This window comes from Streptomyces sp. NPDC007164 (assembly GCF_040634135.1).
GTDB classification, from domain to species: domain Bacteria; phylum Actinomycetota; class Actinomycetes; order Streptomycetales; family Streptomycetaceae; genus Streptomyces; species Streptomyces sanglieri.
The window spans coordinates 82,630-98,399 of sequence record NZ_JBEYFB010000005.1; the positions used below are offsets into that span (position 1 = coordinate 82,630).

Below are 15,770 nucleotides of genomic sequence, written 5' to 3' on the forward strand. Positions count from 1 at the left end.
GTCGTATCGGCCGGTCAGGCCTTCTCCGGGTTCTCCGAGTCCATACCGGAGCGGGCCTTCTTCCACTCACCGCGGGTGAAGTCCGGAATCTGCTGCGGAGCGCCCTTCGCCTTGATGGACAGGTGGCTGAGCGGCACCGGCGACGTCCAGGTCGCCGCGTCGTACACATCGAAGTCGGGGACGAGTCCGAGCCGTATGCACTGCATCAGCCGGAACACCAGCATGTAGTCCATGCCGCCGTGGCCACCGGGAGGGTTGGCGTGTTCCTTCCACAGCCAGTGGTCCCACTCCTGGTACTTGGCGAAGTCGCCCCAGCTGTCATTGGTGTGGTCGGGCTCGATGTAGATACGGGCGGGGTAGTCCTCGAAGACACCCTTCGTGCCGCCGAGGCTGTTGATCCGCGAGTACGGATGCGGAGTGGACACATCGTGCTCCAGCCGGACGACCCGTCCCTTGGCGGTCTGGACGAGACTGATGGTGCGGTCGGACTCGACATAGGTCTCCTTCCAGCTCGGGTCGCCGGCCGGCATGTTCTTCTCGCGGTACTCGGCGAGCCCGAGGGACGGGGAACCGACACTGGTGATGCTCACCGCACGGTCGCCGCGGTTGATGCCCATGTAGTTGGCGACCGGGCCGAACCCGTGGTTGGGGTAGAGGTCGCCGCGCAGCCTGGTGTGCCAGAGCCTGCGCCAGGGGCCCTCGTAGTAGTCCGGGTCGAACATCAGGCCGCGCAGATCGTGGTTGTAGGCGCCCGCGCCGTGCAGCAGATCACCGAAGAGACCGGCGTGCGCCATGCGCAGCACCCGCATCTCGTTCTGCCCGTAACAGCAGTTCTCCAACTGCATGCAGTGGCGCCTGGTGCGCTCGGACAGGTCGACCAGCTCCCAGAGCTGGTCGACCTGGAGCGCGATCGGACACTCCACACCGACATGCTTGCCGTTCAGCATGGCGGTCTTCGCCATCTGGAAGTGGAAGTCCCAGGGCGTCGCCACATAGACGAAGTCGATGTCACCGCGCTTGCAGAGGTTCTCGTAGTCGTCCTCGCCGTTGGTGTAGACGGCGGGCGCCGGCTGACCCGCGGCGGTCACCTTCGCCGCGGCCCGCTGCGCCTTGGCCTTGACCGGGTCGCAGACGGCGACGACCTGTACACCGCTCACGGCGAGGAAGAGGTCGATCATGCTGCCACCGCGATTGCCGAGGCCGACGATGCCGACCCGCACGGTGGACCGCCGGTCGAAGGGGACGCCCACCATGGTCCGGCCCTGGCGCTTCGGAGCGGCCGTCGGGTCGGCGGCGGCCTCCGGGCCCCGGCCGGGGGCGGCTGCGGCCGCGGCTGCGGAGGAGCTTCCGAGGGCGCCGAGTCCGAGCCCGGCCCCGGCCACCGTGGCGGTCGTCCGGAGGACCGAGCGACGGCTCATGGAGCCTTCCTCGCCATCCTGCGTACCGTCGTGTCGCTGTGCTGCGTCGTTCATCGATCCTCCAGAAAGGGGGTCTGACGTGCGCGGCTGGTGCGTGAACCTCGGTAAGGACCCTGGTAGTTGAGTCCGCTGTTGCGCAAGGGGAGGGATTGGACTCCTGTGCCGAAACCATGGACTTTCGTGGCGCACGAAAACGCCGGGCGAGCTCGAACACGTCGAGCCCGCCCGGCGATCCGGGGCGGTTGCGGGGGCCGGACGGCCCGGTGATCAGCGCGCGGCGGGCCCCGGCCGGGTGGCCCGCTCCAGCTCCATCAGCACCGAGTAGTACGACTGCCCCGTGGCCCGGTCCATGCCGATCTCGCACATGCGGTTGGCCGAGAGATAGGCGTCGTACTCGCGGGACTTCACCTCGGCGGCCTCCTTGGCGGTCGCCGAGGCCGTCAACTCCTTGTGCAGCATGCCCCGGTCGCCCGCGAACGCGCAGCACCCGGCGTCGTCGGGGATCACGACCTCCTCGGCACAGGCCTCCGCGACCGTACGCAGCTGCTCCACATCGTCCAGATGCTGCATGGAGCACGTCGGATGCAGGACCGCCGAACCGGTCTTCCGGAGGACCGTCAGCTTCGGAAGCAGCTCGTCGGCCGCCCAGACCAGGGAGTCGACAATGGTCAGCTCCCGGTGCAACTCCCGGTTGTCATCGGTGAGATACGGCACCACCTCATGGGCGATGCCCAGGGTGCAGGACGAGGCGTCGACCACCAGCGGCAGCTTTCCGCCGGCCGTCCAGCCCCACGCCGCCTCCACGATGCGGTTGGCCATCACGGCGTTGCCCTCGTCGTACCCCTTGGAGTGCCAGATCGTCGCGCAGCAGGTCCCCGCGACATCGTCCGGGATCCACACCGGCTTTCCGGCACGGGCGGACACGGCGACGACGGCCTGGGGCAGCGAAGGACCACGATGGCCCTCGGGGCCGCCGAAGATGCGGTTCACACACGCCGGGTAGTACACGGCGCTCGCCCCGACGCGGGAGGTCCGGGGCAGCTTCCGGGCGGCGGCGCCGGGGATCTCGGGCAGCCACTCGGGCACCAGATCGGGGCGCACGGCCCTGCGGGCGAGAGCGGTGATGGTCTCCAGCGGTCCGTCACCGAGCCGGTCACCGATCCGGTCGGCCGCGGCCACCGCGAGCCGCGCCGCCGCCTCCACCGCCTTGAAGTTCTTCGCCGTGAGCGCCGCGACCCGCTCCTCGCGCGGCGAGTGCCGCCGGTGGCGGAAGTCCTTCATCATCGCGCCGGTGTCGATGCCCACCGGACAGGCGAGCTTGCACGTCGAGTCGCCCGCGCAGGTGTCGACGGCGTCGTAGCCGTACGCGTCGAGCAACCGCGTCTCCACCGGGGAGCCGTCCGGCTGCCGCAGCATCTCCCGCCGCAGCACGATCCGCTGACGCGGGGACGTCGTCAGATCGTGGCTGGGACAGGTGGGCTCGCAGAAGCCGCACTCGATGCAGGGGTCGGCGATCGCCTCGACCTCGGGAATGGTCTTCAGCCCGCGCAGATGGGCTTTCGGATCGCGGTCGAGGACGATCCGGGGCGCCAGGACACCATCGGGGTCGATGATCTGCTTGGTGCGCCACATCAGGTCGGTCGCCTTCGGACCCCACTCCAGCTCCAGGAACGGGGCGATATTGCGGCCGGTGGCGTGCTCGGCCTTCAGGGAGCCGTCGAAGCGGTCCACCGTCAGCCGGCAGAAGTCGTCCATGAACGCGGCGTAGCGGTCGACGTCGGACGGCTTCGCCGCGTCGAAGGCGAGCAGGAAGTGCAGGTTCCCGTGCGCGGCGTGACCGGCTACGGCGGCGTCGAAGCCGTGCTCCGCCTGGAGCCCGAGCAGCGCCTCGCAGGCCTCGGCCAGCCGGGACGGCGGCACCGCGAAGTCCTCCGTGATCAGCGTCGTACCCGAGGGGCGGGAACCGCCGACCGCGGTGACGAACGCCTTGCGGGCCTTCCAGTAGCCGGAGATGACCTTGGCCTCGCGGGTGAACGCGTTGGTCACCGACGGGACGGGCGCGACCAGGTCCAGTCCCTCGACGACGGCCGCCGCGGCCCGCTCGTACGCCTCCTGACCGGACTCGTCCGGAGCGCGGAACTCCACCAGCAGCGCCGCGGTCTCCTTGGGCAGCTCGGCCCAGTCCGCCGGAACGCCCCTGACGCTCACCGACGCGCGCAGCGTATTGCCGTCCATCAGCTCGACGGCGATCGCCCCCGCCTCGTTGAAGCGGGGCACGGCGGCCGCCGCCGCGGTCAACGACGGGAAGAACAGCAGGGCCGTGGAGATCCGGCGGTCCAGCGGCAGCGTGTCGAAGACGACCTCGGAGATGAAGCCGAAGGTGCCCTCGGAGCCGACCATCAGACCGCGCAGGATCTGGACCGGCGTCGCACCGTCCAGGAAGGCGTCGAGGCGGTAGCCGTTGGTGTTCTTGATCTCGTACTTGGCGCGGATCCGGGCCGTGAGCTCCGGATCCGCCTCGATCTCCGCCTTCAGGGCCAGCAGCCCTTCGCACAGCTGCGGCTCGGCGCGGGCCAGGGCCTCGTCCGCGGCCGGGTCGCCCGTGTCGACGACGGTGCCGCTGGGCAGCACGAAGGTGAGGGAGGAGACCGTGCGGTACGAATTGCGGGTGGTGCCCGCGGTCATTCCCGAGGCGTTGTTGGCGACGACCCCGCCGATCGTGCAGGCGATCGCGCTGGCCGGGTCGGGGCCCAGCAGCCGGCCGTGCCGGGCGAGGGCGGCGTTGGCCCGCACGACTGTCGTACCCGGGCGGATCCGGGCCTGCGCGCCGTCGGCCAGGACCTCGATGCCCGCCCAGTGGTGGCGGACGTCGACCAGGATGTCCTCGCCCTGGGCCTGGCCGTTCAGGCTGGTGCCGGCGGCCCGGAAGACGACCTCGCGGCCCCGGCCGTGCGCGTACGACAGGATCGCCGAGATGTCGTCGATGTCCTGGGGGACCACGACGACCTGGGGGAGGAATCGGTAAGGACTGGCGTCGGAGGCGTACTTCACGAGGTCGGAGACCTTCCAGAGCACCTTCTCCGGACCGAGCAGGGCGATCAGCTCGCCGCGCAGCGGTTCGGGCGTGCCCGGAGCCTGCCGGTCGGGGACCCGGTCCACGGACGGCGTGCGCACCGCGTCGGGGCGCAGTGATTCCGGCTTCGGCTCCAGCAGTGGCATGTCGAGGTCTCCTCGGCGGTTCGGTTCGGTACCACGGCGGCGGGGGCGCCGCCCGGTGTCCAGGGGCTGCTCCTCAGCAGCGGCGCTCCGGCATTCCGTTGACCAGGGCGGACAGGAGTCCGCCGAGCACCTCGCGCTGATCGGCGGTCAGTGGGGCCAGGATCTCCTCTGCGGCGGCCCGGCGCGCGTCGCGCAGCGACCGGAGGGTGGCGAGCCCCTCCTCGGTGATCTCGATGCGGACCACCCGGCGGCTGTCCGGATCGGGGGCACGGCGCACCCGCCCGCTCGCCTCCAGCCCGTCGACCAGGGTGGTCACGGCGCGCGGGACGACGTCCAGGCGCTGCGCGAGATCGGCCATCCGGGGCGGGCCGTCGTAATGCGCGACGGTGCGCAGCAGCCGGAACTGCGCGGGCGTGATGCCGATCGGCTCCAGCTGGCGGCTTTGAATTCGCTGGAGCCTGCGGGTCACCCGCAGCAACTGCTCGGCGAGCACGCCGTCGGCGTCGGAGGAGTCCATGGAGGGAACAATATCAGGACCTCGTTCATTGTGAGTATAGGTAACAATGAGCTATGCTCTCAAAATCCGTTCGCCGGAGCTCCGTGCTCGATTCTCCGCTCCTGTCCCTTGAGCCCATCGAGTCCCTGCACCGGCCACGGCCGCCGCACGCCCGACGAAGGAGCCCATGAAACCCGACGCGATCAACTGGACACCCCCACCGCGGGACGAGAGCCGTCCGCCCGCCGAGGTGCGCCGCATCCTGCGCCTCTTCCACCCCTACCGAGGCCGGCTCGCGCTGGTCGGGCTGCTGGTCGGCGCCTCGTCCCTGGTGTCGGTCGCCTCCCCGTTCCTGCTGCGCGAGATCCTGGACACGGCCATTCCCCAGCGGCGTACGGGACTGCTGTCGCTGCTCGCCCTCGGCATGATCCTCACCGCCGTGATGAACAGCGTCTTCGGTGTCCTGCAGACCCTGATCTCCACCACGGTCGGCCAGCGGGTCATGCACGACCTGCGCACCGCCGTATACGCCCAGTTGCAGCGGATGCCGTTGGCCTTCTTCACCCGGACCCGCACCGGCGAGGTGCAGTCCCGCATCGCCAACGACATCGGCGGCATGCAGGCGACCGTCACCTCCACGGCGACGTCGCTGGTCTCCAACCTCACCGCCGTCATCGCCACGGTCGTCGCCATGCTGGCCCTCGACTGGCGGCTGACCCTGGTCTCGCTCCTGCTGCTGCCGGTCTTCGTCTGGATCAGCCGCCGGGTCGGCCGTGAGCGCAAGAAGATCACCACCCGGCGCCAGAAGCAGATGGCCGCCATGGCGGCCACGGTCACGGAGTCGCTCTCAGTCAGCGGCATCCTGCTCGGCCGGACGATGGGCCGCGCGGACTCCCTGACCAAGGGCTTCGCCGAGGAGTCCGAGAAGCTCGTCGACCTCGAAGTGCGCTCCAGCATGGCCGGGCGGTGGCGGATGTCCACGATCGGCATCGTCATGGCCGCCATGCCCGCGGTCATCTACTGGGCAGCGGGCCTCGCCCTGCAGTCCGGCGGACCGGCCGTCTCCATCGGTACGCTCGTCGCCTTCGTCTCGCTCCAGCAGGGCCTCTTCCGCCCCGCAGTGAGCCTGCTCTCGACCGGTGTGGACATGCAGACCTCCCTCGCGCTCTTCCAGCGGATCTTCGAATACCTCGACCTCGAAGTGGACATCACCGAGCCCGAGAGCCCGGTCCGGCTGGAGAAGATCCGCGGCGAGATCCGCTTCGAAGACGTCGATTTCAGCTACGACGAGAAGAGCGGCCCGACCCTCAGTGGCATCGATGTGACCGTCCCGGCCGGCGGCAGCCTGGCGGTCGTCGGACCGACCGGGTCCGGCAAGTCCACGCTCAGCTATCTGGTGCCCAGGCTCTACGACGTCACCGCCGGCCGGGTCACGCTCGACGGCGTGGACGTACGCGATCTGGACTTCGACACCCTGGCAAGAGCCGTGGGTGTGGTCTCCCAGGAGACCTACCTCTTCCATGCCTCGGTCGCCGACAATCTGCGCTTCGCCAAGCCGGACGCCACCGACGCGGAGATCGAGGCGGCGGCCCGTGCGGCCCAGATCCACGACCACATCGCCTCACTGCCCGACGGCTATGACACCCTCGTCGGAGAACGCGGCTACCGCTTCTCCGGCGGCGAGAAGCAGCGGCTCGCCATCGCCCGCACGATTCTGCGCGACCCGCCCGTCCTGGTGCTCGACGAGGCGACGAGCGCCCTCGACACCCGTACGGAATTCGCCGTGCAGGAAGCGATCGACGCCCTCTCCGAGGGGCGCACCACCATTACCATCGCGCACCGGCTCTCCACCGTTCGCGACGCCGACCAGATCGTCGTCCTGGACCACGGCCGCACCGCCGAGCGCGGCAGCCATGAGGAACTCCTGCAGCGGGGCGGGCGTTATGCCGCGCTGGTCCGGCGGGACACCCAACTGGCCCCCGCGACCAGCTGATCGGTGGTGTCGGGGGTGCCCCGTCGAGGCCGGACACGCGGCGACGCCGCCGCTCCCGTGGGACGGGGAGCGACGGCGCCGGGCGGAGCGATGGTCAGACGAGCCAGCCCACGAAGTGGATGACGCCGGCGAGCAGGTTGGTGATGACGTTCATTCGGTGTTTCTCCTTGTGCGTATTGCAAATCTGGGACAGCACAGTCGCGGTCTGCAGCCCGTCGCTTGCGCCCTGTAATCATCCAGCGCCGCAGGGGAGTTGAGCAACGAATCCTGGAACGATCACGCGTTCCAGCGAACATCCGATCCCCTGTTCGTGTGTTCCATTCAGGAACTGCGGGCCCGTGTCGTCCGGGTCCGGGTCCCGGACGGCGGGATAGCGTTCCCGCATGGTGAACGAATCGCCGGACACCCCGCCCCGTCGCACTCTCCGCCCGACCCGGCGCGGCCGTCTGGCGCTGTTCATCGGCATCGGCATCGTCCTCGTACTGGTCGTGGCAGCGGCCGTGCTCGTACCGCTGCTGACGAGGGGGCCGCAGGTCGAGCGGGCCCGCTCGCTGTTGATCCCCGAGGGACGGCGGGCCTCCCAGGTCTACGAGGCGGTCGACAAGTCCCTCGACGTCGAGCCCGGCACCACCGGGAAGGCCGCCACCACGGCGGACCTGCCGCTCCCGGCCGAGGCAAAGGGCAACCCCGAGGGCTACCTCTTCCCGGCCACGTACCCGATCACCTCTGACACGACCCCGCAGAGCCTGCTCAGGTACATGGTCGACACCGCGGTGCAACGATTCGGCGCGGACCACATCTCCGCGGGCGCACAGCGCAACGGTGTGTCGGTGTACCAGACGGTGACGATCGCCTCCATCGTGCAGGCCGAGGCGGACACCACGGCCGACATGGGCAAGGTCGCCAGGGTCGTCCACAACCGGCTGGAGCGGGGCATGCCGCTCCAGATGGACTCCACGCTCAACTACGCGCTGAACCGCAGCACCCTGCACACCACCACGAGCGACACGAAGATCGACAGCCCGTACAACAGCTATGAGCACAAGGGGCTGCCTCCCACGCCCATCGGGAACCCGGGGGAGCAGGCGATGACAGCGGCGATCAACCCCACTCCCGGAGCGTGGCTGTACTTCGTCACGGTCGCGCCGGGGGACACCCGCTTCACCAGCAGCTACACGGAACAGCAGCGGAACGTGGCGGAGTTCAACCGCAACCGCCGCAGCGCCTCCGGCGGCTGAACAGCCGCGCCGTCACACCACGGCGGGCGCGAACACCTCTTCGGCGTCCATCGCCACCGTGTCCGCCCCGTCCAGCAGTCGGCCGATCTCGCGCACCGCCGCCCGCCCCGCCCGGTTGGCTCCGATCGTGCTGGCGGACGGCCCGTAGCCGACGAGATGGATACGCGCGTCCCGCACCGCCCGGGTGCCCTCGACCCGGATGCCACCGCCCGGCTCGCGCAGCTTCAGCGGCGCGAGATGGTCGATGGCGGCCCGGAATCCGGTGGCCCAGAGGAGGACATCCGCCTCGACCGTCCGGCCGTCGTCCCACGCCACCCCGTTCGGAGTGATCCGGTCGAACATCGGGAGCCGGTCCAGCACACCCGTCTCGCGGGCCCGCCGCACCGCGTCCGTGAGCGGCAGCCCGGTCACGGACACCACACTCTGCGGCGGCAGCCCGCGCCGCACCCGTTCCTCCACCATCGCCACCGCGGCCCGCCCCAGGTCCTCGTCGAAGGGGCCGTCCCGGAAGACCGGCGGCCGACGCGTCACCCAGTACGTCTCGGCCGCCACCTCGGCGATCTCCATCAGATGCTGTGTACCCGAGGCACCGCCACCGGCCACCACCACACGCTGTCCGGCGAACTCCGCCGGACCCGGGTAGTTCGCGGTGTGCAGCTGCCGCCCCCGGAAACTCTCCTGACCCGGGTAGCGCGGCCAGAACGGCCGGTCCCAGGTGCCGGTGGCGTTGATCAGGGCACGGGTGGCGTACGTACCCTCCGAGCTCTCGACCAGCAGCCGCCCGCCGTCGCCCTCGCGCACCGCGCTCACCTCGACGGGCCGGTGGACCCGTAGGCCGAAGGTGCGCTCGTACTCGGCGAAGTACTCACCGATCACCTCGGAGGAGGGCCGGGCGTCGTCCGCTCCGGTGAGTTCCATGCCGGGCAGTGAATGCATGCCGTGGACCTTGCCGTAGGTCAGCGAGGGCCAGCGGAACTGCCAGGCGCCGCCCGGGTGTGGGGCGTGGTCGAGCACGACGAAGTCGCGATCCGGCTCCAGGCCGGTGCGGCGCAGATGGTAGGCGCCGGACAGTCCTGCCTGCCCGGCGCCGATCACGACGACATCGACCTCGCGTGCTGCGCCCACCCCAAAGTTGTTCACGCTTCTACCAACCCCGTCGGGGGTGAGGATCTTCCCTGATCGACCGCCGGCTTCCGCCGTGCAGACCCGGCCCTGCCCCCCCGCCGGTCTTCGGCCGCTCCGACCGGTCAGCGGCCCCCGGCGACCAGCAGCGGCGCACCGCCCGGCGCGGACGCCGGCCTCCCGTTCACGGCAGCCACCCCGAGCAGCGGCGACGCGGGCACCGTCGACAGCAGGCCGCGCCCCGCCAGCTCGGGTGTCACACCCTCGCCGAACCAGTACGCCTCCTCCAGATGCGGATAACCGGACAGCACGAAGTGCTCCACACCCAGCGAGTGGTACTCCTCGATCCGGTCGGCGACCTCCGCATGACTGCCCACCAGCGCGGTGCCGGCCCCGCCCCGGACCAGACCGACGCCCGCCCACAGGTTCGGCGAGATCTCCAGCTTGTCGCGCGAGCCACCGTGCAGCGCCAGCATCCGCTGCTGCCCGACCGACTCGCTCCGCCCCAGCGCCTGCTGGGCGGCGGCGATCGTCGCGGGGTCGAGATCGCCCAGCAGCCGGTCGGCCGTCGCCCATGCCTCGCGCGAGGAGTCGCGCGAGATCGTGTGCAGCCGGATGCCGAAGCGGACCGTACGGCCCTGCTCCTCGGCCAGACCACGGATCCAGTCGATCTTCTCCTTCACCGCGGCCGGCGGCTCGCCCCAGGTCAGATAGACATCGGCATGAGCCGCGGCCACCGGCCCGGCCGCAGCCGACGACCCGCCGAAGAAGATGTCCGGCAGCGGGTCCGGCGGCAGCGCGGTCAGCCCGCCCTCCACCTGGAAGTGCTCACCGTCGTAGTCGAAGGGCCGCCCGCCCCACACACCCCGCACCACCGACAGGAACTCGGCGGTCCGTGCGTAACGCCGGTCGTGGTCCAGGTGGTCACCGAACCGCCGCTGCTCCGTCGAATCCCCACCCGTGACGACATTGAGCAGCAGCCGCCCCCGGGTGATCCGCTGATAGGTCGACGCCATCTGCGCGGCCAGCACGGGCGAGATCACCCCCGGTCGGAACGCCACCAGGAACTTCAGCCGTTCGGTGTGCTGGGCCAGCGCCACCGTCGTCAGCCAGGCGTCCTCGCACCAGGTGCCGGTGGGCGTCAGCACGGCTTCGAAGCCCAACTGCTCGGCGGCCTTGGCGATCTGCGCCAGATACTCGATGTCGGGGGCGCGCACCCCGCTCACCGGAGTGATCCGGTCCCGCCCGATCCCGCCATCGGTGTACGCGTGCCGGTCGACGAGCGTACGCCCGTCACCGCCGGTGGGCAGGAACCAGTGCAGATGGACATTCATGACGAGGCCTTTCCGTAGGAGCGGGGAGCGGTGGAGGACGGCGGCAGATCGCGGTTGAAACGGGTGTCCACGTACTCCTTGAAGGAGAAGCGCCGCGGAATGAGCTTCAGATCGGCGAAGGTGTCCGCGATCGCCTGCTCGGAGGCGATCGCGGCAGGATCGAGGGCCACGGACACCCGGGTTCCGGCACTGAGCCTGACCGCGTCCATGGCCACCTCGTACGGCAGTCCGGTCTCCTTCGCCCAGACCTTCGCCCAGGCCTCCGGATGCTCGAACACCCAGGACTGCGCCCGCTGTAGCCGGACCAGCAGATCGCCGATCGCCCCGGACTTCGCGGGATCCTTCAGCGCGGCCGGCGACGCCACCTGGAAGCTGAGACCGTTCACGACGCCCCGACCGGTGGTCAGCACCCGGGACTTCGTGCCGCGCAGCACCTGCGAGGTGTACGGATCCCAGATCGCCCAGGCGTCGACCTTGCCCCGGCTGTACGCGGCCAGCGCGTCCGCCGGCTGAAGGTACTTCGGCTTCACGTCCTCGATGCCGAGTCCCGCCTTCTTCAGCGAGGCGATCAGCTGGTAGTGGGCCGAACTGCCCTGAGCCACCGCGATCGACCTGCCCTTGAGCTGGGCCGGGGACTTCAGCGGCGAGTCCTCGGGTACGACGATGGCCTCACCGGCGGACGATCCGTGCGCGGCGCCCACCACGACGATCCTGGAATCGGAGCCCGCCGCGAAGACGGGCGGCGTGTTGCCGACGCCCCCGAGGTCCACGGCCTTGGCGTTGACGGCTTCGAGGAGGGGCGGGCCCGAGGTGAAGGTCGACCACTTGATCCGGTAGTCGAGATCGTCCAGCTCACCGGAGGCCCGCAGAATCGCTTCGTAGCCACCCTTCTGGTCACCGACGTCGAGGACGACACCGCCCTTCCCGTCGGTGTCACCGGTGGTGGAGGCGGACGTGGCACCGCCGCAGGCGGACAGCAGCAGAGCGAGTGGCAGCAGGAGGGCGGGCAGGGCGCGACTTCTCATCGGATCCTCTTTCGTCGTGCGCGGAGGCGGGCGGGGTGGACGGGCGCCCGTGGGGCGACCGACGGACGGTCCCTGTCTCAGGCGGCCGCGACGGATGCGGCGCCACCGGCGTCGCCGTCGACGCCCAGCTCGGTCAGCAGCCGGGAGCGCAACGTGGCGAACCCGGCACTGCTCGCGCCGCGCGGCCGGTCCAGATCGACGGGTGTGTCGTACGCGATCGCCCCGTCCCGCATCACCAGCGCGCGGTCGGCCAGCAGCAGCGCCTCGTCCACATCGTGGGTGACCAGCAGTACGGCGCAGCCGCGTCGCTGCCAGAGCTCGGCCACCAGTCGCTGCGCCTTGATCCGGGTCAACGCGTCGAGTGCGCCGAACGGTTCGTCCAGCAGCAGCAGATCCGGCTCACGCACCAGGGCGCGGGCCAGCGAGGCGCGCTGAGCCTCACCGCCGGAGAGCGTCCTGGGCCACGCCCCGGACCGCTCCGCGAGCCCGACCTCGTCCAACGCACGCTCAGCGACCGCCCGTTCGGGCTTCCCGGGCAGTCCCAGCAGCACATTGCGCCAGACCCGCTTCCACGGCATGAGCCGCGGCGCCTGGAAGGCGACCGCCCGCCGTTTCGGCACCAGCACCGTGCCCTCGATCTCGCGGTCCAGCCCGGCGAGCACCCGCAGCAGCGTCGACTTCCCGCAGCCGCTGCGCCCGAGCAGTGCGGTGAACTCCCCGGCGCGCAGGGTGAGATCGAGCCCGTCGATGACGGCCGCGCCGCCGAAGGAACGGGTCAGTCCCGCCACCCGCACCGCGGTCTCGGCCGGTCCGGCCGGAGCGGCGGGGCTCACTGCCCCGTGAAGGTCGGTCGCCATTGCAGCAGCAGCCTTTCGAGTGTGCGGACGATGACATCGGCGGCGAGGCCGAGGAAGGCGTAGACGACCAGGCAGACGACGATGACGTCCGTACGGAAGAACTCCCGGGCCTGGTTCATCAGGAAGCCGATCCCGGCATCGGCGTTGACGGACTCGCCGAAGACCAGGGCCAGCCATGCGGTGGCGAGCGAGTAGCGGAGCCCGGTCATGGCCCCGGGCAGCGCGCCCGGCAGCACCACATGCCGGATCAGACCCCACCGCCCGAGCCCCAATGACTCACCGGCCTCGACGAGTTGGGCATCGACTCCGCGAATGCCCGCGTACACATTGAGATACAGATGAAAGGCGACGCCGAGCGCGATGAGCGCCACCTTCGGGGCTTCGCCGATCCCCAGCCAGATGATGAAGAGTGGGATCAGCCCGACCCAGGGGACGGTGCGCAGCATCTGCACACTCGCGTCCACCAGATCCTCGCCGAGCCGGGAGAGCCCGGAAACCAGCGCGAGCGCCGTCCCGACGGCACCCCCGAGCACCAGCCCGACGGCGACCCGCTGGAGCGAGATCCCCATCGCGGACGGCAGTGTCCCGTCGGCGATCAGATCCGATCCGGCGCGGGCGATGGTGCCGGGCGACGCGAGCACATCGGCGTGCAGAACACCGGTGGCACTGAGCACCTGCCACAACGCGAGCAACAGCAACGGGCCGACAGCACGCCGAACCCAACGGGGCGGCGCACCCAGGCGCACACTCCGCACGGAGGCCGGAACGACGGGCTCCAGGTCGAGCGACCGCCGATCGGAAGAAACTGGCAATTTCCCGGATTCTGAAGACATATCCGGTGGTGCGAGGGCATGGCCGATGGTCATGAGGGCTCCACGAGCAGTCCACGGGCAGGGGGAGTCGCACCGCGACCACGGCCGCGCGAACCACTGCTGCCGTTACGGCACAGGGGTCACGCCGAGCGGCGGACGGGGCGGGACACGTCGGCGCGCGTACGGGCAGGCGCGTACGGCAGCGGGAACAGACGGAAGAAACGCCTGGTCACCGACGCGACGGAGAAGGAGCTGAAGGAACGTCAGCAGCCGTGACGACACGCGGCGGAGGCCACCCGCAGCAGGTCGATGTGACCGCGCGAAGTGAGCAGGGCTGAACGGAACATGCCGCCGAACGTAGCTATCCACCACTGAAACGGTCAATGATGTCTCGCCAGGTGGACGCGCGATCTTGCCGATTGGGCGAGATGATGGACCCATGCCCCACGCCTTCGCCACCAGCGTCCTGCACATCACCACCGGCACGACGGAGACCATCACCGACCTGACCGCCGAATGCGAGCACTTCCTCACCCGGAATGCCGCTTCGAGGGACGGCCTGCTCAACATCTTCGTACCCCACGCGACCGCCGGCATCGCCATCCTGGAGACCGGATCGGGCAGCGACGACGACCTCCTGGCCACCCTCCATACCCTGCTGCCCGCCGACGACCGCTGGCAACACCGCCACGGCAACCCCGGCCACGGCCGCGACCACGTACTCCCCGCCCTCGTCCCACCGCATGCGACGCTGCCGGTGATCGGCGGACGGCTGGAACTGGGGACGTGGCAGTCGGTGTGCCTGGTCGACACGAACACGAGCAACACCAACCGTCAGGTGCGCCTGAGCTTCCTCGGCTAGGAGCGTGGGCCGGTAACGAGCAAGCGCTCAGGTTCGGGCGGCGGCCAGTCCGGGGTTCCGACCTGCCCGAAGACGGGTTCGACGATGGCTTTGCGTTGGACGCAGACGGCGCGTCCGGGTTTGGTGTGCAGTCGGCCTGGGCGTTGTGGGCCTGGATGAACGCGCCGGCCCCGTTCTTCATGATGCGCGATTCGGGGCCGGTGAAGTTGGCCTGCGCCTTGTCCTCCGGCCGCACGGTTTCGGCCGCCAGGTCTCCGGCTTCACCGTCGCCGCCGGATCCACCTCGAACAGGCCATCCCCACCAGGCATACCAGGATTCTCCCGTACGGAAGATCACGAACAGGAGGCGGCGTCGGGCTCAATCGCCTGATCGACTGCCAAGATCCGCGGACAGCGCCGCGTAGATGTACTCGCTGCCCCAGCGATCCCCGTCGAGGTCGTTCTCGACCAGGTGCGCCTCCCGGCGCATCCCGAGGCGCTCACAGACCCGCACAGACCCGGTGTTCTCCACATCCAGCCGTGCGTAGAGCCGGTGCACGCCCAGCGTGTCGAAGGCAAACCCGGCCAGCGCCGCAGCCGCCTCGGTCGCGTAGCCGTGCCCCTGGTGACCCGGGTCGAGAGTCCAGCCGATCTCGGCCTGGGAGGCGCGGGCATCGGCCAGGGCGAGGCTCACCTCGCCAAGGACGCCGGGCTCGTCGCGTCGGCAGACAGCGAGCGCCAGCTTGTCCCCGTCGGCGCGCCAGGCCGTCTGCCCCGCACGCTCGGCGGCGACCTGCTCGCTGCGCTCACGCGTGTGCGCCGGCCGGTACAAGTAGCGCGCCACGCTCGGCAGGCTCTGGTAGGCGTACAGGTCGTCGGCGTCGCCGGGAGTGAACAGACGCAGCGACAACCGGGATGTGGTCAACGGCAGCAGCGAGGCGATGTCCATGCGGACCTCCGGGACGCGGATGTGGATCAAGTTGCGGACGGATTGTCGCATCACGACTGCCCGGCAGCCACGCCTTTTCAAGAGCAGCGCTCGGCAGCCGCACTTCACCACGAGGCGCGGCATTCCAGGAGTTGTCTACTGACCAACGCTCCTAGTCACGCGCTTCGACCAGCATGCTCAGTACAACCGGCGGGACCTGCCGCCACTCCGGGCCGTGGACGGTCCGAATCATGGATGTCTTCCCCATCGATCGTGAAGGTTCACGGTCGGCTCCCGCCCGAGGGCGCACAACATCGCGGCCGGGAGTGCCTCCACGTCTTTCGTCGAGCGAGGCGCGGGGTTCGACTTCGTAGAAGGTGCAGAAGGTTCCGTCGCCGACCGTGGCCAGGAAGGCTGTGGTCCTGACGCCGGCGCCGGGCATCGACGTGAGGACCCGGGCAAGGAGGATGGCCGTCCAGTATCGCCT

Annotated in this window: 13 protein-coding genes; 3 read left to right on the forward strand and 10 right to left on the reverse strand. The window is 70.0% G+C overall.

The features are described 5' to 3' along the window. Positions 1-14: 14 nt before the first annotated feature. From ABZ622_RS10620 to ABZ622_RS10630, 3 genes are all read right to left on the reverse strand, one after another. The gene (locus tag ABZ622_RS10620) at positions 15-1,472 is read right to left on the reverse strand and encodes a Gfo/Idh/MocA family oxidoreductase (RefSeq protein WP_360541990.1); all 1,458 of its coding nucleotides are present in this window, start codon (positions 1,470-1,472) and stop codon (positions 15-17) included. A 213-nt stretch (positions 1,473-1,685) separates the two neighbouring features. Next, a complete protein-coding gene (locus ABZ622_RS10625; RefSeq protein WP_360541991.1) occupies positions 1,686-4,637 on the reverse strand; it encodes an FAD-binding and (Fe-S)-binding domain-containing protein in 2,952 nt (983 codons plus the stop codon). 73 nt (positions 4,638-4,710) lie between these two features. Then, on the reverse strand, positions 4,711-5,154 hold the full coding sequence (locus tag ABZ622_RS10630) for a MarR family transcriptional regulator (protein ID WP_124719176.1): 444 nt from the start codon (positions 5,152-5,154) through the stop codon (positions 4,711-4,713). Between the two features lie 166 nt (positions 5,155-5,320). Between ABZ622_RS10630 and ABZ622_RS10635 the strand changes: the two genes are divergently transcribed. After that, on the forward strand, positions 5,321-7,126 hold the full coding sequence (locus ABZ622_RS10635) for an ABC transporter ATP-binding protein (protein ID WP_360541992.1): 1,806 nt from the start codon (positions 5,321-5,323) through the stop codon (positions 7,124-7,126). A gap of 383 nt (positions 7,127-7,509) precedes the next feature. After that, the gene (mltG, locus tag ABZ622_RS10640) at positions 7,510-8,364 is read left to right on the forward strand and encodes an endolytic transglycosylase MltG (protein ID WP_360541993.1); all 855 of its coding nucleotides are present in this window, start codon (positions 7,510-7,512) and stop codon (positions 8,362-8,364) included. A gap of 12 nt (positions 8,365-8,376) precedes the next feature. On the opposite strand, the gene ABZ622_RS10645 is transcribed toward mltG, so the two are convergent. The 6 genes from ABZ622_RS10645 to ABZ622_RS10670 all read right to left on the reverse strand — a co-directional run bounded on the left by ABZ622_RS10645 (position 8,377) and on the right by ABZ622_RS10670 (position 13,861). Beyond that, positions 8,377-9,489 carry an NAD(P)-binding domain-containing protein gene (locus ABZ622_RS10645; protein ID WP_360541994.1) on the reverse strand — a complete coding sequence of 371 codons (1,113 nt, stop codon included), beginning with the start codon at positions 9,487-9,489 and terminating at the stop codon, positions 8,377-8,379. 122 nt (positions 9,490-9,611) lie between these two features. Beyond that, a complete protein-coding gene (locus ABZ622_RS10650) occupies positions 9,612-10,820 on the reverse strand; it encodes an LLM class flavin-dependent oxidoreductase (RefSeq protein WP_360541995.1) in 1,209 nt (402 codons plus the stop codon). Beyond that, entirely contained in the window at positions 10,817-11,845 is a 1,029-nt protein-coding gene (locus ABZ622_RS10655) for an ABC transporter substrate-binding protein (protein WP_360541996.1), read from the reverse strand. The genes ABZ622_RS10650 and ABZ622_RS10655 overlap by 4 nt, the downstream gene beginning before the upstream one ends. A gap of 77 nt (positions 11,846-11,922) precedes the next feature. Continuing rightward, positions 11,923-12,702 (reverse strand): ABC transporter ATP-binding protein, encoded by a 780-nt coding sequence (locus tag ABZ622_RS10660; RefSeq protein WP_360541997.1) that lies wholly within the window; start codon positions 12,700-12,702, stop codon positions 11,923-11,925. Further along, positions 12,675-13,535 carry an ABC transporter permease gene (locus tag ABZ622_RS10665; RefSeq protein WP_360542138.1) on the reverse strand — a complete coding sequence of 287 codons (861 nt, stop codon included), beginning with the start codon at positions 13,533-13,535 and terminating at the stop codon, positions 12,675-12,677. The genes ABZ622_RS10660 and ABZ622_RS10665 overlap by 28 nt, the downstream gene beginning before the upstream one ends. A gap of 242 nt (positions 13,536-13,777) precedes the next feature. Then, the gene (locus ABZ622_RS10670) at positions 13,778-13,861 is read right to left on the reverse strand and encodes a putative leader peptide (RefSeq protein WP_356089011.1); all 84 of its coding nucleotides are present in this window, start codon (positions 13,859-13,861) and stop codon (positions 13,778-13,780) included. A gap of 92 nt (positions 13,862-13,953) precedes the next feature. On the opposite strand from ABZ622_RS10670, the gene ABZ622_RS10675 reads away from it, so the two are divergent. Beyond that, positions 13,954-14,376 carry a secondary thiamine-phosphate synthase enzyme YjbQ gene (locus ABZ622_RS10675; RefSeq protein ID WP_360541998.1) on the forward strand — a complete coding sequence of 141 codons (423 nt, stop codon included), beginning with the start codon at positions 13,954-13,956 and terminating at the stop codon, positions 14,374-14,376. 358 nt (positions 14,377-14,734) lie between these two features. On the opposite strand, the gene ABZ622_RS10680 is transcribed toward ABZ622_RS10675, so the two are convergent. Beyond that, positions 14,735-15,304 (reverse strand): GNAT family N-acetyltransferase, encoded by a 570-nt coding sequence (locus ABZ622_RS10680; RefSeq protein ID WP_360541999.1) that lies wholly within the window; start codon positions 15,302-15,304, stop codon positions 14,735-14,737. Between the last annotated feature and the right edge of the window lie 466 nt (positions 15,305-15,770).